Annotated in this window: 26 protein-coding genes and 1 pseudogene; 8 read left to right on the top strand and 19 right to left on the bottom strand. The window is 36.5% G+C overall.

The window, feature by feature from the left end:
- The 11 genes from G5B06_RS16160 to G5B06_RS16110 all read right to left on the bottom strand — a co-directional run bounded on the left by G5B06_RS16160 (position 1) and on the right by G5B06_RS16110 (position 7015).
- Complete coding sequence (locus G5B06_RS16160) at positions 1-882, bottom strand: replication initiator protein A (protein ID WP_012744316.1); 882 nt, start codon at positions 880-882, stop codon at positions 1-3.
- Positions 875-1267 carry a hypothetical protein gene (locus G5B06_RS16155; protein ID WP_012744317.1) on the bottom strand — a complete coding sequence of 131 codons (393 nt, stop codon included), beginning with the start codon at positions 1265-1267 and terminating at the stop codon, positions 875-877. Before G5B06_RS16155 ends, G5B06_RS16160 begins: the two co-directional genes overlap by 8 nt.
- Positions 1268-1280: 13 nt before the next feature.
- Positions 1281-1679, bottom strand: a complete 399-nt coding sequence (locus G5B06_RS16150) for a single-stranded DNA-binding protein (protein ID WP_130096564.1) — start codon at positions 1677-1679, stop codon at positions 1281-1283.
- Between the two features lie 13 nt (positions 1680-1692).
- Positions 1693-2091 (bottom strand): hypothetical protein, encoded by a 399-nt coding sequence (locus G5B06_RS16145; RefSeq protein WP_130096565.1) that lies wholly within the window; start codon positions 2089-2091, stop codon positions 1693-1695.
- 127 nt (positions 2092-2218) lie between these two features.
- Complete coding sequence (locus G5B06_RS16140) at positions 2219-2530, bottom strand: DUF6050 family protein (protein ID WP_130096566.1); 312 nt, start codon at positions 2528-2530, stop codon at positions 2219-2221.
- A gap of 35 nt (positions 2531-2565) precedes the next feature.
- Positions 2566-3462 carry a ParB/RepB/Spo0J family partition protein gene (locus G5B06_RS16135; protein WP_130096567.1) on the bottom strand — a complete coding sequence of 299 codons (897 nt, stop codon included), beginning with the start codon at positions 3460-3462 and terminating at the stop codon, positions 2566-2568.
- Positions 3452-4237: a ParA family protein gene (locus G5B06_RS16130; protein ID WP_129794750.1), complete on the bottom strand. Its 786-nt coding sequence runs from the start codon at positions 4235-4237 to the stop codon at positions 3452-3454. The genes G5B06_RS16135 and G5B06_RS16130 overlap by 11 nt, the downstream gene beginning before the upstream one ends.
- Before the next feature lie 257 nt (positions 4238-4494).
- On the bottom strand, positions 4495-5568 hold the full coding sequence (locus tag G5B06_RS16125; RefSeq protein WP_173772507.1) for an integrase DNA-binding domain-containing protein: 1074 nt from the start codon (positions 5566-5568) through the stop codon (positions 4495-4497).
- Positions 5569-5672: 104 nt separating this feature from the next.
- Positions 5673-5894: an excisionase gene (locus tag G5B06_RS16120; protein ID WP_021650362.1), complete on the bottom strand. Its 222-nt coding sequence runs from the start codon at positions 5892-5894 to the stop codon at positions 5673-5675.
- A gap of 424 nt (positions 5895-6318) precedes the next feature.
- Complete coding sequence (locus tag G5B06_RS16115; protein WP_118248127.1) at positions 6319-6591, bottom strand: helix-turn-helix domain-containing protein; 273 nt, start codon at positions 6589-6591, stop codon at positions 6319-6321.
- A complete protein-coding gene (locus G5B06_RS16110; protein WP_015541277.1) occupies positions 6578-7015 on the bottom strand; it encodes an RNA polymerase sigma factor in 438 nt (145 codons plus the stop codon). The genes G5B06_RS16115 and G5B06_RS16110 overlap by 14 nt, the downstream gene beginning before the upstream one ends.
- 504 nt (positions 7016-7519) lie before the next feature.
- On the opposite strand from G5B06_RS16110, the gene G5B06_RS16105 reads away from it, so the two are divergent.
- Positions 7520-7879, top strand: a complete 360-nt coding sequence (locus tag G5B06_RS16105) for a helix-turn-helix domain-containing protein (RefSeq protein ID WP_015524620.1) — start codon at positions 7520-7522, stop codon at positions 7877-7879.
- A gap of 63 nt (positions 7880-7942) precedes the next feature.
- Here the strand turns inward: G5B06_RS16105 and G5B06_RS16100 are convergent, their stop codons facing one another.
- Positions 7943-8278, bottom strand: coding sequence for a hypothetical protein (locus G5B06_RS16100; protein ID WP_022214380.1), 336 nt, complete (start codon positions 8276-8278; stop codon positions 7943-7945).
- A 171-nt stretch (positions 8279-8449) separates the two neighbouring features.
- Between G5B06_RS16100 and G5B06_RS16095 the strand changes: the two genes are divergently transcribed.
- The 3 genes from G5B06_RS16095 to G5B06_RS16085 all read left to right on the top strand — a co-directional run bounded on the left by G5B06_RS16095 (position 8450) and on the right by G5B06_RS16085 (position 9306).
- On the top strand, positions 8450-8713 hold the full coding sequence (locus G5B06_RS16095) for a helix-turn-helix domain-containing protein (RefSeq protein ID WP_015541275.1): 264 nt from the start codon (positions 8450-8452) through the stop codon (positions 8711-8713).
- A gap of 94 nt (positions 8714-8807) precedes the next feature.
- On the top strand, positions 8808-8981 hold the full coding sequence (locus G5B06_RS16090; RefSeq protein WP_015541274.1) for a hypothetical protein: 174 nt from the start codon (positions 8808-8810) through the stop codon (positions 8979-8981).
- Positions 8968-9306: a type II toxin-antitoxin system RelE/ParE family toxin gene (locus G5B06_RS16085; protein ID WP_015541273.1), complete on the top strand. Its 339-nt coding sequence runs from the start codon at positions 8968-8970 to the stop codon at positions 9304-9306. The genes G5B06_RS16090 and G5B06_RS16085 overlap by 14 nt, the downstream gene beginning before the upstream one ends.
- Positions 9307-9353: 47 nt before the next feature.
- Here the strand turns inward: G5B06_RS16085 and G5B06_RS16080 are convergent, their stop codons facing one another.
- A complete protein-coding gene (locus tag G5B06_RS16080; RefSeq protein ID WP_019162150.1) occupies positions 9354-9713 on the bottom strand; it encodes an MmcQ/YjbR family DNA-binding protein in 360 nt (119 codons plus the stop codon).
- A gap of 400 nt (positions 9714-10113) precedes the next feature.
- Between G5B06_RS16080 and G5B06_RS16075 the strand changes: the two genes are divergently transcribed.
- Both G5B06_RS16075 and G5B06_RS16070 read left to right on the top strand, forming a co-directional pair.
- Positions 10114-10455, top strand: coding sequence for a plasmid mobilization protein (locus G5B06_RS16075; RefSeq protein ID WP_005426517.1), 342 nt, complete (start codon positions 10114-10116; stop codon positions 10453-10455).
- Positions 10404-11783, top strand: coding sequence for a relaxase/mobilization nuclease domain-containing protein (locus tag G5B06_RS16070; RefSeq protein ID WP_015541272.1), 1380 nt, complete (start codon positions 10404-10406; stop codon positions 11781-11783). Before G5B06_RS16075 ends, G5B06_RS16070 begins: the two co-directional genes overlap by 52 nt.
- A 23-nt stretch (positions 11784-11806) precedes the next feature.
- Here the strand turns inward: G5B06_RS16070 and G5B06_RS16065 are convergent, their stop codons facing one another.
- Positions 11807-12220 carry a winged helix-turn-helix domain-containing protein gene (locus tag G5B06_RS16065; RefSeq protein ID WP_173772505.1) on the bottom strand — a complete coding sequence of 138 codons (414 nt, stop codon included), beginning with the start codon at positions 12218-12220 and terminating at the stop codon, positions 11807-11809.
- Between the two features lie 118 nt (positions 12221-12338).
- On the opposite strand from G5B06_RS16065, the gene G5B06_RS16060 reads away from it, so the two are divergent.
- Together G5B06_RS16060 and G5B06_RS16055 are read left to right on the top strand one after the other, a co-directional pair.
- Positions 12339-12713 (top strand): BlaI/MecI/CopY family transcriptional regulator, encoded by a 375-nt coding sequence (locus G5B06_RS16060; RefSeq protein WP_026077000.1) that lies wholly within the window; start codon positions 12339-12341, stop codon positions 12711-12713.
- 10 nt (positions 12714-12723) lie between these two features.
- A complete protein-coding gene (locus G5B06_RS16055) occupies positions 12724-14520 on the top strand; it encodes a BlaR1 family beta-lactam sensor/signal transducer (RefSeq protein WP_015541271.1) in 1797 nt (598 codons plus the stop codon).
- A gap of 27 nt (positions 14521-14547) precedes the next feature.
- On the opposite strand, the gene G5B06_RS16050 is transcribed toward G5B06_RS16055, so the two are convergent.
- From G5B06_RS16050 to G5B06_RS16030, 5 genes and pseudogenes are all read right to left on the bottom strand, one after another.
- On the bottom strand, positions 14548-15795 hold the full coding sequence (locus G5B06_RS16050) for a DUF6070 family protein (protein ID WP_173772503.1): 1248 nt from the start codon (positions 15793-15795) through the stop codon (positions 14548-14550).
- Positions 15782-16831 (bottom strand): DUF6070 family protein, encoded by a 1050-nt coding sequence (locus G5B06_RS16045; RefSeq protein ID WP_330606741.1) that lies wholly within the window; start codon positions 16829-16831, stop codon positions 15782-15784. The genes G5B06_RS16050 and G5B06_RS16045 overlap by 14 nt, the downstream gene beginning before the upstream one ends.
- A 148-nt stretch (positions 16832-16979) precedes the next feature.
- Positions 16980-19082, bottom strand: a complete 2103-nt coding sequence (locus G5B06_RS16040) for a penicillin-binding transpeptidase domain-containing protein (RefSeq protein ID WP_021650351.1) — start codon at positions 19080-19082, stop codon at positions 16980-16982.
- Positions 19083-19790: 708 nt separating this feature from the next.
- On the bottom strand, positions 19791-20036 hold the full coding sequence (locus tag G5B06_RS16035) for a transposon-transfer assisting family protein (protein WP_015541267.1): 246 nt from the start codon (positions 20034-20036) through the stop codon (positions 19791-19793).
- A pseudogene (locus G5B06_RS16030) lies at positions 20033-20883 on the bottom strand (hypothetical protein); the annotation flags it as partial. The gene G5B06_RS16035 and the pseudogene G5B06_RS16030, both read right to left, overlap by 4 nt.

Raw genomic sequence — 20883 nt, 5'->3', positions numbered from 1 at the left:
CTATTCTTCCTCACTATTAAAATCACACCCTGCTGCACTGCCTGTTCCATGACACATCTCATTAAACACAAAGTTGAAGCACATCATTAACTCGCTCAGATAATAATTCCTTGCTTCTTTATTGCAGGCATACATATCCTCGATATAAACCTCCTCGTTTCCATTCATTCGTGCGATTGTTTCCAGAACTTTCATAAACTTCTTATTAGAACAGCACTCATACTGTTCATTTACATATTTCTGAATTTCCAGCACATGTTCAGGCTTTCCTTCACAAACAGATAACACGCCAAATGCCAGATCCATACCAAACTCATAGCCATCGGCTTCTACGGCATCAATATCAAGATTACCTTCTTCATCGTAATAGCCTCGCTCTTCCATAGGAGTCAGTGGTGTCTCATATTCATCCAGATATCCCATATCTGCAATTGTTCCCAGAATATCTCTGGATGCTGCCACCATCTTGTCCATGATAATTTCTCTTTCTTCCATCGGCATATTTGCCATAATTCTGTCTAATGTCATCATTGATTCTTCCTCCATCTCATTTTCATAAATATCATTGATATAAAAGTGGTTCGCCTTTCCATTGTTTTGAACAATACGCACCAGCTTTCCAATCTTAACAAGTTCCTGTACTGCCTGATCTACGCCATATCGAGTCGTATTCAGGTCTTTCTTCATTTCGCTTTTTGGATAGATAACAAACAGATCTCCGTTATGATCTACCCAGCCATTCTGCACCGCAAATTTCAAACGATCCAGAAATAAGCTGTATAAAATTTTTGCTGTATTTGACAGATTTTTGAATTTTTCCACCTGGAACAGCATCTTTGGCACCTGCAGACAATCTACCGGCATATACTCCACCTTACTCATTGATTATTTCCTCCTTCTGTTTGTACAGCACTTCGGCTGAATTAATATTGATTTCCAGCATCCCTACAAATACCTGATAGTACAGCAGGCATATCTGTTCATCCTCTCTTGCCAGATACAATCCTTCCAGTTCATCGGACGGATGTTTCATTCCATATACCGCCTGACAGATATCATGGATTTTCTCACATTCCACACTTCTAAGATGCATCTCCAAGGTGTGGTTAAATCTCTGCCAGTCCTCCAGTTTCTGATTTACTGACATCATGCACTGGAACAGTTCCGCTGCTTCACATGCTGCTGACAGCACTACATTTTTGTTATTGATACTTCCATCGGCATTTTTCATATGCCCTACCATATACGCCTGATCTACTGAAACCATCTTTTATCCTCCTCTATCTAAACGGCATTTCCTCTTCCATGCCCTCTGGGATCTCTAAGAACCCTTCCGCATCTTCTGGAAACGGTGGTCTGTCAACTATTTTTGCACCTGCAAATTCGATCCGATTTGCATACACTTCAGTTGTATAGATCTTTTTCCCGGTATCCTTATCTTCATAATTACCTGTGACAATCTCGCCTTCCACCATGACCTTCGTTCCCTGCATCAGATAATCTCTGGCAAATTCTGCTTTCTTTGCAAAAGCCTTTACCGGAATGAAACTGACTTCATCAGAATAATTTCTTCTGACTGCCAGAACAAACTTGGCAATCTTATGAAGTCCTTTTTCATTCTCCACTTCATTGTATCCGGGATTTCTTACCAATCGCCCGGAAATAATTGTTGTATTCATTGGCATACCCCTCCTATGCTTTCATTGATTTGTAACAGATACCGATACATGGTCCACATTTTCCATAGGCACATCCGTAACATTCATCTTTTTCCAACTCTTCCTGCCTCATTTCATCGGCAAACATTCCTAACAGGGTCGTATAAATCTTTTTCATTGCCAGGAACTTTTCTTCTGCTTTTTCCATTTTCTCTTTGTAAAACGGAATCAGTTCACGAAGAACTGGATGGAAACGCTCATTTTCATCATCCCAGGCACAGATTTTCATCATACAACGTGGCTGTTTCTCATAATTGCCCAAATAATACGGGCAGAACGTACAGCCTCTTTCTTTAACAATTTCCACCGGAATCACTGGCATCTGACTTTTGATTTCCTTTGTTACATGCTTACTTTCAATTCGCTCTCTCATCTTATAAATCCTCCAAGTATATATATTTGCAAAAGGGATTTCCCCTAAATTGCCTGATTTTGGGTACAAAAAAAGAGGCAGGCTTACGATTTTATTTTCGCAAGCCTGCCTCTTATCAAATATTCAATTATTTTCCGATGATATATCGTAAGAAAACGTATACCGCACGGATTACATACACTGGAATCATGATACTTCCGATCAAAGCTCCAATGATGACACTTAATGCAGCCATCCCAAGTGTTGCTGTTATATCCATTCCTTTTGAAATTAGGATCAACCGCATTTTATGTATTCCAAATGGAAGTCCGGAAAGAAATATCCACCAGAACAAGTCTGTCTTTCCACTGACTTTCATGATAGTGGATACGATCCAGAACCAGAATAGTATAAATGCCAGTGGCAATATTGATTTTTTAATTACATCTTCTATCATCATCTTTTCATTCCTTCTGTCCAACTTCGCATATCATATTATTGTTTTTCTGCCCATGATGCTAGGAGCATAAATATCACTTCTTCTATCTGAGCTTTAGAATATGACTCAGGAAAATACTGTTTCAGCTTTTTCGCAGGAATCTGCACCTGTACTTTCTCAGTACTCTCATTCATACAGATCTGGTCAATCTCTGAATACGTCAACATCCGCTCTTTTGAAATCTGCTTCAATTCCTTTGCCTGCTTCATGGATGGTACCATATTGTGATTACTCATATACTGAAGCAATATCTGTTGTTCTTCACTTCTCAAATATGAAACTTCAACAGCTGTATTAAAGGGAAGCTTCTTCTCGTCTGCCAGTTCTAAAAGCTCTGTGATTAACTCTGTCAGATGAATATATCGAAGAATCTGTCTGGAACTATCTCCTGTATTCTGACTGACTTCTTCCGCCGCCAACTTCTTGCCAACTTGGCAAGAAGTTAAATCAGACCGTTTCCCCTGACGCTTTAACGCCTCATATTTCATTTTATAAGCAAATGCCTTTTCGCTGATCAGCAGCTCTTCTCGTTGAATGTTGGAATCTACCATGATCACCGTCGCTTCATCATCTGTAAGATCTTTGATGATAACAGGCATTTTCTCTAATCCCGCAAGTTCACATGCTCGTTTTCGCCTATGACCAGCTACCAGCTCATAACCACCGGACCCTCTCAACCGCACAATACCAGGAACCAACACGCCATATTGTGTAATGCTTTCTGATAATTCTTCCATTTTCTTATCATCTTTTACTTGAAACGGGTGATTTGGAAATGGATGAAGGCTTCCTATTGCTATCTCACAAATTCCATTGTTTGTTTCTTCGTTTGTTCCAAACAACGCATCAAGTGGCTGTAAGGAAATGGGAGTTTCTCTTTTTTTAGATGGCATCTTTCAGCACCTCCTCCGTCACTCTCCGATAAGCTTCTGTAGCTTTGCCTTTCGGATCATAAGAGAAAATACTCTGTCCTTCTCTGACTGCTTCCTTCATTCTTACAGAAAATGGAATATAATTATCAAAGATATGAATTTGACTTCCATATACATTTCTGAGAAGTTCCATATTATTTCTGGCATCATTTGTATGCGCATCGACCATCGTGAACAGAATCCCACCGACTTGCAACTTCGGATTAATCTGCTTACGAACCTTACCGATCGTTTTTAACAACTGCTGCAAGCCTTTGATTGGCAGGTAGGACGCTTCAACTGGAATGAGGACTTCATCTGATGCAGCCAGCGCATTGATCGTAATCATTCCCAATGATGGCATACAGTCAATAATGACTGCATCATATTGATCCTTGATACCATATAAAATCTGTTTCAATACATATTCCCTGCTCATTGCATTTACCAACTGTACTTCCGTACCTGCCAGTCCAATGTTAGAACAGATAATGTCTATTCCTTCTGCCTGATGCCTGATATAACAGTCTGAAGGAATATCTTCATCTTTCATTACTGTATCCATAAGAGCTGTAAGTGTTTCATTACTTTCATCACAATCACGATATCCAAATCCTGCAGATACATCAGACTGTGGATCGGCATCAACGATTAACACTTTCATATTCTTTTGTGCTAATCCTACTGCTAAATTAGCTGTACATGCGGACTTTCCAGTTCCCCCTTTTTGGTTTACAATAGAAATAATTCTAGCCATTTTTCATCACCTTTCATCGTCGTCAATCAAAAAGAGGACTGAATTAGACAACCGGAATCTATATTCCGTGCGAGCTAATTCAGTCCTATAATTACAATAATTCTGTTGTTTTTACTCTTGTCTTACACAAATCCATTTCCAGTCTGGATCTGTAATAATTCATATTCTGGAATGACAGCGCTGCTTTATTTTTCCCTTTTCAGGAAATTAAAAATAAGGACTAAATTAGTGCAACCCCTTGTATTTACTGGAGTTTTCTAACTTGTCCTTATTATAACTCGACCATGAGGCGTGATCTTTGGCATTTGTTCCTCATGAGTACGATTATACTTTCCTAACGCCCATTGAAAATGTTTTTCCCAATGGAGTGCTACCTCAGGCATATCTTTTTTATCCAGGAATAGAAATCGACTATATCCATCTATAATCGGCTCAACCCTTACTTTTTTACGGTTTTTCACAATCTGTTCAAAACATTCATAAACTTCATCTGTCATCGGTAACATTCGTGTTCCACTTGAAGTTTTGGTATCTTCAATGACGTACTGCATTCCTCTGGTTCTCTGAAGCTGATGATTCACATTGATTTTTCTCTCCTGAAGATCAATATCTTTCACTGTCAATCCACAAAACTCAGAAATACGAAGTCCAGTCTTAAACAAAATAAACATTCCATTATAGTATTTTGAGTAATGGGCATCATTTCTGATAAACTCCAGAAATAACTCTTCCTGTTCTTTTGTAATTGCCTGTCTTGTAACACTGTCATTTACGACAACTGTACATAATTGAAATTCAAAAGGATTCTTGCGCAGTAAATCATCTTCAACTGCCATCTGAAATGCAGGTCTTACAATTCCACGCACACTGTGAATTGAACTGTATCCTCTTCCATCTGATTGCAGCTTAATAAACCATGCTTTTGCATCCGACAATTTTATTTTATCTATTCTTCTGGTTCCGAATTCTTCTTTTTTTATTATATTGATCACAAAATCATAGTTCGCCTGAGTATTATGACGAACCCCCTTTTTTTGTCCAATATATTTTTGAACCAAATCCAAAACTGTTAAATTTCCTCCGTAAGGTACTATACCATCATGTAAATCTCTTTGGATATTTTTTTCTTTTTCCCTTAGAGCTAAGCATGGTCTGCATCCAGTTGGCAGAGAATCTGTTGGCTCTAATTTCCAACTATACAAAAACTTCTGCTTTCCATAACAATCTGTATATACAAACGCATATCTTCCATCTTTTCTCTGACTTTCTCCGTTTCGTAAAATTCGACCTTTTTTATCTCGTCGTTTTTGGTCACGTTTTGTTTTACCCAAACGTCTTCGCCCCTTTCTACGAAGAAGCCCTAGCACGATATAGGTATTATATCATACCAGGGCCAACATTTCCACTTTAAAGTGCTAAATTGTTCGTATATTTTTTACAAAGACGTAGTCTGATCCAGAAAGGCCTCAAATTTCTTACGGTTAATCAACGACTTACACCCCACCTGGACTGTAAAGCAACATTCTGAATTTAGATGCTCCGAAATAAGCATCCTTATTTTCTTTTCACCTATTCCAAAATATTGCACTGCTTCATCCACCGTAAGCATATATTTTTCCCAAATTGGAATCTTACCTTTTTCAATTTTAATCGCCACTCTTTTCTCCTCCTTTTCTCTTTGGACAAAACATTTTTATCTGCCCATGACAATTTACAATTTTATACACTGTCATCGGCAGATAAAATTACAATACAGGTGGCAGTTCAGTACTCTGCCCACATCGGTTTTGCACCGTCATTAAATATGACCAGATCTTTTCTGGAAGTATCATTATCACAGATATGCTTCGTCGCCCTGTGCAGCTGCTGCACATTTTGTCAAATTCTTCTCGCTCCATACCTTTACTTCAATGTTATATTTCAGCATTTCCTCGTATTTACTCCATTAACAGAGCAGATATATCTTGGCGGATTTACCTAGTGGCTCTACATATCTTCACGTCCTGTATGTAAAACAATATACAATTTTCAAGGTACAAAAATTCCTGAAGGGGAAAAGGAATCTATATTAAATACTCCCTTTACTGATTACTTTTCCTTACATATGATTTCGTATCAAATCCCAAGGTCTTAGTAATCAGTTTTGTTTCCAGGCGTTGACGCAGAGTTTCATCTACACAGTAATGCACCTGTCCAAATTCGTCAAACATTTTTCTGGTAGCCAAAACTGTTATGTACCCTTCATAATGCTTCAACACTGCCTGGATTGCCTCAGTATCACCAGTTGATGCTGCCTCAATAACATGGAATGGCAGCAAATCAAATGCGCATTTCTGTTTTTTACTTTTTTTCATTTGCAGATTCCTCCATATTTTTTCTCATCAGTTCCAGTGATCGTCTACGATGCTCATTAATTGTGCTGCGTACAAGATTCATTTCTCTGGCAATGTCTGCATCACTCATATCCATAAAATATGATAATAACACAACATTCCTTTTCTTTTCAGTAAGTGTCTGCAGTGCTTCAGCAATCAATGCATCTTTGACTTCTATGTCGTAACCCAGGACCTGAAAACGATGTGTTTCCATTTCATGCTCTTCCATTATAAAAAGTCTGCTCAACTCCTTTTCTGATAATTCTGACAACATCACTTCATACTTCTGGCGATATGCCATATGCTTTTCATAATTAATAACTTCACTTTTCAATGCCAGCTTGCACAGAGAATCAAACTGATGTCTGACTGTCTGCTCATCTTGAAAAGAGGATTGCTCCATAAGAGTTCACCTCCTTCCCCGCCGGTAGGCAATAAGCAAAGTTCTTGCTTCCCCTTCACACATATCCCAAACGGATGAGTGCATTTGTCGGGGTGTGGGAAGAAATTTTTAAAAAATTTCTTAATAAATACGAGAAAATTGTTTTTCCTGTATTTTGAGGTATATAAAAAACGTCCTAATGGGTAGTTTTTAGCCCATCGGACGCTATTTATATCAAAAGATAATATTTTGCCATCATTTTTTGTGGCATATAATTCACTTTTTGAGGTAAAGAAATTTATTTGCTTTTTTGAACTATTTATCTATTTCATCCGTCACGTAATGACGGATATGATACCAGACAATAAAATTCTTAATCTTTCCTATACCTCCGGATCTGTTTTACGGAAATTCAGAATTTTATATGTCTTTTAAAAAGTGAAATATCACCCTCTTTTTTAGTGAAATATTAGTTCATTTTCTTTCAAGAAAGGGAACTATACACTAAACATGGAGGTGTATCATATGCCAAAACAAACAGATAAAGAACTGGGATTGTTTTTTAAGAACGCCCGACACGAGCAAAAATTGACTTATGAAGAATTAGCTGAAAAAGCAGAAATGTCCAGCCGATATTTAAAGGAAATTGAAAATGGGGGCCGAGTTCCCAGTTTTCATAAAATCAGAAAACTGGTACGCGCTTTAAATGTTCCTCCTGAACCATTGTTTTATCCAAACAATCATACAGATAATCTTGATTATCAACGCCTGCTCATGTACCTGTCAAAATGCAACGATGAGCAAATTACCGCTATCCTTGCCATCGTAGAAGCATACCTGCGCACATACAAAATTCCTACAGACCACGATAAACAAGATCCCTGAAATTCATTTGAATTCTATCTGAATTATTCTGAAGAAGCGGTATGGTTTCCCATACCGCCACTCTTAACGTGCATATTTTTCTATCATTCTCTTAACATTCGTGGATTTCTTTATTGCCCCTATATTAATAAGAAACTCAACTACATCCATCATTCCCTGGTAATAAGCCCGCTGCTCCTCTTCATAATGGAAATGTTCTAACTGATCCAGATATTTATTCCAGAAATTCTGCTCACGCTCTGGGATTTTTTCCAGATGTAGTGGCAGCTTCTTTTGTATTTGTTTCAAATTCTTCTCTGCTTCTTTCCATTCTTCCGGCTGTACTGTATATTCTCTTTCTCCGAAGTCACAGCGCAATTCCTCAAATAAATTCGATACTGCTTCATAAAATTCATTCATCTTCTTTCCACCTCTCATTAGAATTATTTCTCATTACAGGCAGCATTATCATTTTCTTATTTCAAAAATCAAATAAACTTTCCAAAAACTTCATCTTTAGAAGTATAGTAACAATATTTTTCCTTAAAATCAATAATAATACTTCATCTTTAGAAACTTTTGAGGATCAGAATGATTATTTATTGGGATAAAAAAACGAACAGTAAAAACAGAATAGGACAACGGGTAAAAGAATTACGAAAGGCTCATAATCTTACTCAGAAAACACTCGCTGCCAAATTACAACTTGCAGGATATGATTTTAATGATCTGGCAATCCTGCGAATTGAACAAGGCACACGTTTCGTTCCCGACTACGAAGTTGTCGCACTGGCCGAAGTATTTAATGTTTCCTGCGAATATCTTCTCGGTCTGACGGACGCTCCTGCAAAATAATTTAATTGTATTGCCTCCAATTATATGCTAAACTATGGATAGATACTTCTGAACAACATACACTATTTATAAACCGTATGATTGGAGTGATTTCATGGAATTAACAAAAAAAGTCCCTACAACCGATAAAAGCCAGGAAAACAATCATCTTCTCCGCATGTTAGACCGGGGAATTGATGATATGGAAGCTGGTCGTGAATTGCCACTGGAAGATGCTTTTCGCAAAATCACAGAATTAAGGGATGCACGAAGAAATGCAAGAATATAGAATTATTTTAACCTGGGAAGCAATTTACGATGTCACAGACATTGCAGATTATATTGAAGAAGAATTCGGCCAGCAACATGCTGACCGTTTTCAATCTGATTTGAAAGAACAAATGCAGAATTTAAGTCAGTTCAGTACTGCCTTTCCCCGAACTCAAATTCTGTACAGAGGATATTCCATACATAAAAGATCTTTTCCGCCATCTATTATTTTTTATATTATAATGGAAGAAACAAAAGAGATTCATATTCTCCGAGTGCTGCGCCATGAACGAGATTGGGAAAATATCCTGTTGCAAAGATCAACTTATACATATCCAGAATGAATACCTGGGAGCCGATCAGAGATTTTTCTGAAAGGCTTCCTTTTTTATTACTTCCCACTGTCAATTAAATCATAACTCATATCCAGAAAATCCAGCGTCTTAGCTTCACTGACAGAATCATCCAAAAGAATCGTAATCCAGTGTTGCTTATTCATATGATACCCCGGTAAAAATCCATACGTTTGAATAATCATCCCAACCAGATCAGGATCACATTTTACATCCAGGATGTCAATGTTTCCATCTTCTTCTAATCCCAGTATTTTCTTTTCCACTACCATAATTATAGCATACCATTTTCCATTTTTATGTCGAAGCACCGCAGAATCAGGATCTTTTTTCCATAAATATTCCGGTTCAGTTCCATATTGCTCTTTTACATATTGAAAAATTTCTTCACGTTTCAAATTTATCCCTCACTTACGATTTCTTTCTCTGATTATACGCTATCAGGATTGTATTCTCAACCACTTCTCACAGTTCTATTTATGTTTTATAGCTTTTGCATAGCCTGCTTTGCAGGCTACACCCCAAAAGAAGCAAGCACTGCCAGTGTCATGACACCTGGCTCATTTTGTCAAATTCCCTTTCCGGTTCATTCTACCAAAATGTATCAGGGAGTATCCCTGGCCCTCTCATATTTTATAATTTCTTAATTTGACGCTTCCGCCTACTCCTGTTAAAATAAACTGTAGACACATCTATCCAAAACATCATACAGTCAAGTAATATAACTGTCATAACCGAACTGGTTAGACAGTTTTTTTGTACTCTTTTTTATAGAAAAAAACGAATTGGAGGATTTCAATGAGCAAACGTACCAGAATTCATCCCGTACAATTTTATTTGAATGATGACGAACAATACATTTTAGAAGAAAAATATCGTCTTTCCAGGATGAAAAGCAAATCTGCCTTTCTACGGAAAATGATCTTATATGGATTTGTATATGAAGTAGACTACTCTCATATCCGAAAAATGAATACCCTGTTGGGCAATATCAGCAGCAATTTGAATCAGATCACCCATCGTATAAACAGTACCAATACAGTTTACCCAAAGGACCTGGACGATATAAAGGAGTTAATGGAAAAAATATGGCAGTTACAAAAATCCATGGTATCAAAACAACCGTTAATAAAGCAATAGAATACATCTGCAATCCAGATAAAACTGACCAGAATCTATATATTTCTTCCTTTGCCTGCTCTCCCGAAACAGCCGTTCTTGACTTTAAATACACTTTGGATCATACACATGACTGCAGAGATCCGCACAATACAAATAAGGCATTTCATCTGATTCAGGCATTTTCCCCTGGTGAAGTTTCCTATGAAGAAGCCCATCAAATTGGCAAAGAACTTGCGGATCGCTTACTGGAGGGAAAATACTCCTATGTTCTGACAACACACACTGATAAAGGTCATGTACATAACCATTTAATTTTCTGTTCTGCAGATAACATCACTTTTTCTCATTACCATGACTGTAAAAAGAATTACTGGAAAATACGAAATCTCAGCGACACTTTATGCCAGGAACATAACCTGTCCACAATTATGCCAGATGGTAAAAAAGGAATGAAATACAATGAATGGGCTGCAAATAAATCTGAATCCAGTAAAAAAGCGCAGCTGCGAAAAGATATCAACCAGACAATCCGAATTGTTTCCACTTACTCAGAATTTCTTGCATTTATGGAAGCTAAAGGATATGAAATAAAAAACGCAGAATTTGGCGAAAGCAGCAGAAAATACATTACCTTTCGTTCTCCCGATATGTCCCGTCCAGTGCGTGGAAGTGCTAAATCTTTAGGAAAAAATTTTACTAAAGAACGTATCAAAGAACGCATTGAAAATAAACGTCAGAAAGCTATTTTTCCTTCTGTTCATAACAAATTAATAGATACCAATGCTCCCAATATAGCAGGAAACATTGGACTTCAGAAATGGGCAAATAAGGAAAATTTAAAAATTGTCTCTGCTGAATATAACAAGATGTTCACACATAATCTACATAATTTTTCAGAACTTGAAGACCGCATAGCCTTGTTACATATGCAGCAAAAAGAGGTAAATACCTCTGTTGTTTCTCTCGAGTCTCAGATACGCCATCTTCGAGAAATGCTAAAATATGCCGAACAATATCAGAAAAATAAAATTTACGACGACCATTATAAAAGCTCCAAAGATCCAGATCGTTATTTCCGTAAATATGAATCTCAAATTATTCTTTTCGCGGGTGCTGAACATATTTTACAGGAAAATGGTATAAACCTGAAACATCTTAATTCCAATAAGTTGCAAGAGCAAATTGCAGATCTTATTTCCAGAAAAGAATCTCTAAATACTCAATACGTTTCTTTTAAGCAAGAAATAAAAGAGTTGGAATTGATACATCAAAACCTGTCCAAATATCTCAAACAGGATGCTCCTGAAATACAAAGATCTTCTCATAACCAACTCCCTTCTTTGTAAAACCATAATAATAGGCAGCGATTTCACTCGCTGCCTAAATTCCCATTAAACCGATATCCTACACCTCGTACTGTTTGTATATATAATGGTTGTCCAGGATCATCTTCTATTTTTTCTCTGATATTGCAGATATGTCGCATAACCACATTATAATCACCGGAATAAGGTTCATTCCATACCAGATCATAAACCATTTCTTTTCCAAATATTCTACCTGGATTTTTCGCTAAAAAAAGTAAAATATCATATTCATATTTTGAAAGATGAACATCACTATCATTCTTTTTAACAATTCGTTCCTGTAGATATATTTTTAATTCTCCAAACCTTATAATTTCCGGTATGAATTGGTTTTTATGTTCCCAGCTAGTCAATATGTTTTCACTTATGCTTCCATTAGCATCTGTGATTCTCTCAATAATTTCTATCTTTTTCACCTTTATTGCCTCTACATTATTAATTTTATATTCTATATATCATCTGCCATTTGACTTTTTTCTTCTACAAGTAATATAATATATTTATTACATATGTAGGATTTAGCAGGAGGATTTTATTATGTCACTACCCCAGATTTCAGAAGCCGAATTTGAAGTTATGAAAATTGTATGGAAATATGCTCCCATCAATACAAATGAAATTACAGAAAAACTTACTCTAACTACCAGCTGGAGTCCAAAAACAATTCAAACTCTTATCAAGAGACTTGTTTCCAAAAAAGCTCTTTCCTGCGAAAAACAAAGCCGGGTATTTGTCTATACTCCATTAGTCCAAGAAGATGAATATATACGCCAGGAAAGCAATTCTTTTTTAAAGCGATATTATAATGGAAATCTTTCTTCTATGCTGGCTTCTTACCTTGAAGACGATAAGCTCTCTTCAACAGAAATTGATAACTTACGCCATTTATTATCAAAACATCAGAAATAGGAGGTTTTGAATGAGCAACTGGATCATCCACTTTTTAATCAGTAATATCTTCATATGTATTTTTACACTTGTAATAATCGGAACAAAAAAACTTCTGAAAAAATATTTATCTGCGACTACACAGTACCATCTCTGTTTTCTTTTATTTTTATTACTTGCCGTGCCATTTTTTCCTGTACAGATTCATGGCTCACAACTTTTTTCATGGTTACATTTTTTTCAAACTGACTCAGGACTTAACTCTGGTACCGACACGCTATCCGAACTTACCAGTAATACACAAAATATTTTGTTAAACCAGGTGAATGATTTTTCAGTTTCCATCAGTAGTCAATTTTCTGGAGGCTTGAATACCATACTCTTTCTAATATGGATAACGGGTGTTATGATTATGTCAGTCCTCACCCTTCATTCATTAAACTATGTACGTTCCATAAAAAGATCTGCTCTCCCGCTTCAAAATCAGCAGGTAAAAACTATTTATTACAATTGTTTAAAGGAACTTAAAATCTCTCACCCAGTATCAGTCTACAGTACTGCATTTTTAAAATCACCAGTTTTAATCGGAATAATACATCCCAGAATTTACATTCCCATCCATTTAATTTCCGAACTGAATCCTGATGATATGCGTTTTATGCTGCTACACGAATTACAGCATTACCGTCACAAAGATACATTTATTGGCTTCCTCATGGTCATAAGTAATATACTCTACTGGTTTAACCCTTTTGTTTGGTACACTTTAAAAGAAATTCTCTGTGACCGTGAAATAGCCTGTGATTCTGCTGTATTGCAGATGATTTCTGCTGATGAATACCAAGCTTATGGAACTACACTGATTAATTTTGCAGAAAAAATATCCTCTTTTTCCTCTCCACTGGCAGTTGGAATGTCCGGAAATTTCAGGCAGATGAAACGACGTATTCTCAACATCGCCGTTTTTAGGAAAGAAACTCTTTATCAAAAAATGAGAGCATTGATAATTTATCTGGTCATTAGTGCTGTTTTTATTGGATGTACACCCATTTTATCCATTGATGCCTCTACTCAAAACGTATATCATTTTAGTGATACAGACAAAAATATCTCCCTGTTAGATATATCCGAAACATTTGGAACATATGATGGATCATTTGTTTTGTATGACAATAATTTGGATTCCTGGAAAATATACGATCTTGAAGAAGCCACCAAACGTATTCCGCCAGAGTCTACCTACAAAATATACGATGCATTATTAGGGTTGGAATCCGGAATCATCACACCAGAACACTCTTCCATGACATGGAATGGTGATGCCTTTCCTTTTCCATCCTGGGAAGCTGATCAGGATTTAAACTCTGCTATGCAAAATTCCGTTAACTGGTATTTCCAGGCAATTGATTCGCAGCTCGGAATTAACAGAGTCCAGGAATTTTTGAATAAAATAGAATATGGAAACCAAACAACCAGTTCAAATCTGGATTTATACTGGTCCGATTTTTCATTAAAAATCTCGCCTTTAGAGCAAGTAACATTATTAAAAAAATTTAACACAAATGAATTCCATCTAAATTTCCAAAATGTATTTTCTGTTAAAAATGCTATAAAAATTGCCAGTACACCTAATGGTAATTTCTACGGAAAAACTGGAACCGGTCGTGTCAACGGACAGGATATCAACGGCTGGTTTATCGGATATGTAGAAACTTCCGATAACAGCTATTATTTTGCAACCAATATCCAAAGTGATTCTAATGCAACTGGCAAAAAAGCATTTGAAATCACTTCTGATATCTTAAAAAAATTACATATATGGAATTAACAAATATGAAAGGGCTGATAGTTGTTATCAGTTCTTTCTTTTTATTCTATATTGATATTTGGGAACTTCTTTCGTACCATTATTCAGAATTTTATTCCCCATATATTTAAAACTCTTATCATCGTTGAACTTAACAGTCAGCTCACTTGTAATAACGGCATCATTACATATAAATGTATCACATACAGCATCAACAACCAACACACTGTTTCCCTCTCCGCTATCTCTTATTTCAACGACCTCCGGTAAAGATGTTCCAAAATGAGTAGGGCTATAATTTAAACAGCCTAATCGTTCCCAGTCATAAGTTTGATGTTCCGAATCAAATACTGCCCATTTTTTAATTTGATCTGCTGTTATCGGCAAAAACTCCATTATCAGATTTTCAAACTCTTCTGCCGGAATTCCACTTGAGTTACCTGAAAACTCATATCTCTCCCCGTATTTCATTCGATATAAATATTCATATAAACCATTATAATCTAACCCTTCCATATCAGATCTATCCCAATCAGAACATAAAAGATTATTCCCCTGATATCCAAGCAAATACACACACCTCTTTGAAACTTCCCTGCATTCATCACTTAAAGGTTTAATTCTTATCATAGAACTGCCATCAACCGCTTCTGATACTTCCGGATACTTTGGAACGCATAGCGTATAACCAAACCAGCCTTTTTCTGTATATTTCCATTCTTCTATCCTTGTATACGAAACATATACAATAGATGGATTGTCGTTCATACCCCAAACAGCTTTCACAGCCAGCAAATACATATCTGTCCCATCATAATTGAATTTGAGTCTTTCTATCCCACCATCCCTGTTAATCCTATATAAGACGATATCTCCTGGCAGATCCTGTTCTGCCCTGAAAAGAAATTCTTCCATTTTAGAATAATTAGCCATATTTGAATACGGCGCTGATGTAATAACAGGGACATTTTTTTCCTTTAATACTTCCTGCATTTTTTCCATTACTGTCTCAGAAACTACTACATTCGATGAAGTTCCTTTATCCGCCTTTTGATAAATGGCTTTCATCTGATTCATAACATTCTTACAATCTTCAATAGCTTCTTCTTTCACGACTTCATCTACTGGCAAATCATATCCTCTTTCTTGTACAGCATAATTCGCAGTTTCCTGTGAAATATATTCTAAATCAGCCCCTTTACATTTTGTATTTCCTATGAAAAAGCATCCCAAAATAAATAAAACACTCACCATCTTTTTCAGTTTTCTTTTTGTACTCATATCAATTATCTCCATAACATTCCTCCCACTTTTCGTCTGATAATCTTTCCGTATACCAGGTAACCTCTATTTCTGACCTTGATACATAATTGGATACATATTGAAATCTATCTTTATCTAACAGCCGAATGGTTACGCTATGACAAAACGCCTGATCTAATTCTTTTTGTGGCCATACCGCATTTACTTCCAGTGTTATTGTTCCATCTTGATTTTCTATGTAGGAAACAACTTCCGGATATGGAATATATGGTGTGGGAGCAAAATCATATACGATTCCTCTGGTTCGATACCGATATGTCTGTGTTTCCGTGTGAAATACCGTTCCTGTCTGCAGTATCTCTGCGCTTATATTAAAATATTTTTGAAATATCGCTTCAAATGATTCTTTTGGGATTTCATAAGTCTTTCCTTCCTTAAATTCATCAGTTTTTTCTTCCATTGAAAGTAAACGGTCAAAAACATCATAAAAATTTATTCCATCATAATTTTTTTCACTCCAATTAGAAGTAAACAATTTATTAAGTGTATATCCAAAAGGAAGTATATATTTTCGATTCAGCTCCCTGCATTTTTTATTTAACGGCACTACCCGAAAGGCCCGATATCCAGACGGTCCATCATATCCAGCCGGATGATATTCTTCCATAAAGAAATACCCGTTTTCTGTATATTTCCATGAATTAACTCTAAACTCATGATAATATGTTTCCTGCCAAGTGTCCTCTTTCCATTTAAAAGAGCTTACTTCAACGTCTATTTTCCCCTGTTTGGTTTTCAGATCATACCGGATAAAATGATCCCCTGCTATAACTTGAAATATAGTAGTTTTTCCATTCTTCTCTTTTTCTGCTTTTTTCAAAAAATCATCTACTTTAATACTTTGAACCATATCCAGCTGATTGTAGGAATCAATTACTGCATATCCATATTTTCCAAAATAATCCATACTTTTTTGTATTGTACTCAGCTCATATAGTGCATTTTCTTTCACAGCATTCTCATATATGCTCTGATAGCCTTCTGCTAGCATTTCACACTCTCTGTAAATTTTTTCTTTCGTATCTTCAATTGTCTTTTTCTGCTCTTTCTTTATGCCACATCCACTTCAGACAGCAAGAAAAATAACTCCCACAAATATTTTCCAAATTTTTTTCATATCATTTTCCTCTTACATTTGTAATATTTAAAGGTAAAAATTATTCATTACCAAGATATTCATCCAGTATCGCCTTATCCTTTTCCACCACATAACCGCTTCCTCCAATATCTTTCACATTCTCTACCATACTGATGAGCAAAATAGGATTCTTTGTATCTCTATCTGTAGTAAAAACTGTAAACCAGCCAATTTCTGTTCCAGATGTATCTTCTTTTGTAGCTTTCAGTTCCGCTGTTCCGGTTTTTCCTGCTAATCTAATGTCTTCCCGGCATGCTCCATAACCAGTTCCTTCCGGGTTATTCACTACACCCTCTAACCCCTCCATAACCTCCGAAACAATTTGTGGTGAAAAAGCATCTTTTATCCAGATTTCACTGGAAGTGCTTCCACCATCCGCGTGAAGATATGGCTTTATCATATTTCCATCATTTAGAAAAGCCGTATAAATGCTTGCAAGATGCAAAGGATTTACCAGAATCTGTCCCTGTCCATACCCACTGTCAGCAAGCTGGATTTCTGTTTCTATCTTGTCCATATTAGAATATTGGGACTCTGACATTTTAATATCAAATGGAAGTTCCTGATTAAATCCTATTTGATTTAGAGACTGCATCAGTTGATCCGCACCAATTTTTAATGCTGCTTTTGCAAAATAAATATTATCTGAATAAATAAGCGCATTTTTCAAGATCACAGGTTCATAATCATGAAGTGTAGTCACTGTATAATCTCCCCACGAGGAATCTTTCTGCCACGCCAGACCCTCATTTCCAAAATCGTCATTTGCAGTAAATGCCCCCACTTTTAATCCAATTGCAGCAATTACAGGTTTAAAAGTTGAGCCAGGACACCATGTCTGGCGAAAGCGGTTGTATAAAGGCCTGTCTTCATTTTCATTTAATGCACTCCACTGGCTGTTGTCCATTCCACGTACAAAATCATTATTATCATAAGATGGCGTACTTACCAACGCCAATACTTCCCCTGTATAAGGATTCAAAGCTACAGAACATCCTCTGTCTTCTTTAAATTGTTCATAAAGAGTACTTTGAAGATCACCATCAATCGTAGTATGGATATCTTCTCCATCTTTTCTAGGCTCATATGCAATAACACTTTTTTTATTTCCATTTGCATCTACAATACAGATTTCACACCCATCTGTTCCTTTTAGTTCTTTTTCATAAAGCGTTTCCAGTCCAGTCTTTCCAATCACACTGTTTGTACGATACCCTTCCCCTTTATGTTCCTGCAAATCTTCGGCTGTAACCGCCTGTACATACCCTACCAGATGAGAGGTAGCTTCTTTTAGATAATAAGTTCGTACTTTTACATCAGATAACATAATACCTGGAATCTTCAATAATGTGTCCTGCTTTTCTTTTTCTTCCAGAACAGTTTTATCCGGATTCACTGTCAGAAGATCGACCTCTTGTATTTTAGGAATTGTTGCTACTGGTACAAAAGAATCTGCTTTTACCCAACCGGCTTCTAACTTATCCTCAATTTCGTCTGCTCCAATTCCAAGATACTCTGCCAGTTTTTTTATTGTATCTTCTCTGTTCTCCATCCTGCCCGGAACAATTCCTACCGAAGATGCAGTTCCCTCTCCAGCCAACTGACGACCATTTCTGTCTAAAATATCTCCTCTCTTTGCCTCTTCTGACGTTACCTGAACTTTATCCGTTGCAGATAACTCTGGAAAAATCAACTGATCCTGCCAGATTAAATGATATCCTGTCCAATCATGTGAAAATACCGCATCGTTGGTAAATTCTACATTTCCTGCAGCAGTCTGCATATTTGTTGTATAGGAAACTGCCGCATTTCCGTTTTCTTGTCTTTTTACTGTAATATCGGTTATGGACAGATCAGACATCTCAATGCCTTCATATATTTTAGAATTTCGTTCTATAAATTCTTCCTTACTGTTCATGCTGCTTTTTTTCTGATCCAGCATGGCATACATTTGCTCATATTCCCCTTTTTCAATATATTTCATATATTCCATTAGTCTTTTTTCAGGAACATTACAATTCATTATTGTTACAATACCGATTCCACCACCAATCAATATACCGCTAAATAAAACTATTTTTGTAATAATCTTCGTGTGTTTTTTTCTTTTCTTTTTTCTCATATAGTTTTATTTCTCCTTTTTTCATATTTTCTTAAATATTACACTTGTAATATTTAAACGTCAAGCTTTTTCTTAGGTTTATATATGTAGACAAGAGAAAAGATTTGCATAAAAAAGAAAGGGCATCTCAAAGCCTTCTTTGATAAAGAACTTTACGACACTCTGAGGTAATGGTTTCTCCGGATGTTTCCCAAACGCTATAATCACTCTCCAGAAGAACCAAAAACGATTTTTAATTTTCTCTCAGAAAAAAAAGAACTACTCTAAATCTGCTGATCTTTGAAATAACCCTGCTCGTTTCTTATAATCACAAACATATTCAGACAACACATTCTTTGCTGGCAGATTATTATAGCAGAAAACGCAACAAATCCCTTTATTAACTTTTGTTCCATATATTTCCTGTACCAATCCTATTGTTTCATCATCTGAACAAAAGCTCTTCGGAATCTCCCTACAATCCCTGATAATAACGCAAATCTGTTTACTATGTCCTCTCTGTTAGTATACAAGCCAGCTAATCTCTTTATTATAGTATCTAAATACTTCTTCCCAATTCCACTACTCAAAATTTCTTCAGTCACTGTTTCTGCAGATGTGTTTTTATATCAGCCAGAGTTCCCCTGGCTGAATTCTTCCAATATATACCTGTTAACACTTCTCAATGCTGACACTTTTTCCTTCGCTTTACTACACACTGGCTTGAATTCATTCCTCCTCTTCCAGTTTCGATTTATAATCTTCCAAGTCCATAAGAAAAGTCTCATAGCCTTCATCACTCATGCAGAACAGCTTTCTTATGGTATTGCAGACAAGCCCGATCATGTCCGCATCCCCTTTCAGGAATGGAATGATATGGTCGATTGCTTCCATCGTGTCATTTCTGTTCCCTTTATCAAACATTGCGGTTACTAAACATTCGTCTGTATCAAAGTTCATTGCCAGATCCATCATAATTCTACATCCCCCTTCTTATGTGCTTTGGATTTTTCTGCTTCTTTATTTTTCTGTTCCTGTGCTTTTGCCCTTGCCTGAAACTCTTTCAACGACTGCAGTACAGATTTTTTCAATTCCCCTCTTTCGCCCTTTGCCGGCTCTTTCTTTTGTGTCTGGTTCTCTTCCACTGATACGGATTCTTTCTTGACTGGTGCTTCTGAAACTTCCTGTTTCACTTCCACAGTCTGTTCTGCTTCCTGCACTTTTCCATGTTTCTCATTCAGATACTTTTCCATATCGTTAATTGCTTTCTGTACTAATGGGCTTTCCTTATAATGAGGAATCATATCTATCAGTTCCCTGTCTACTCTATCCCAACACATCAGTTCATATTCCCCGGAATAATCCTTATCTCCATCCTGCAGATCAAATCCAATCCCTTTACCTCCATGCAAGCGATCTGCCGGAATACTTTCATAAATTTTAATCGCTTCTTCCAGAGTAAGATTATTATGGTACTCTCCCATGACCGGAAACTCCATGCACTCTGCCACATAAAAAGTAATCGTAGCTTCTGGTTGCTCCTGTTCTGGTTGTCTGGTAAAGATAGAAAAGGTTTCTGCATTTTCCAAACGGGAAAGTAATGACCGGGCAGTTATCACATCACTGTCTATATCCGATTCTTCTGCCACCTCAGTCAGCCAGTCTTTTAAACCTGCTGTCTCCTTGTTCAAAATATCCTCTGTGAGTTTCTCAACCTGTTCTTCCCTATTTTCAACGGTATCTTTATATTCATAAGTATCATATTCATAACTAAAATTATCCAAGTCCACTGCGAGTTTCCTGATTTCCTGCTGATCAAGAT

The organism is Blautia luti (assembly GCF_013304735.1).
Taxonomy (GTDB): Bacteria; Bacillota; Clostridia; order Lachnospirales; family Lachnospiraceae; genus Blautia_A.
This window is presented reverse-complemented; position numbering and strand designations above follow the sequence as displayed.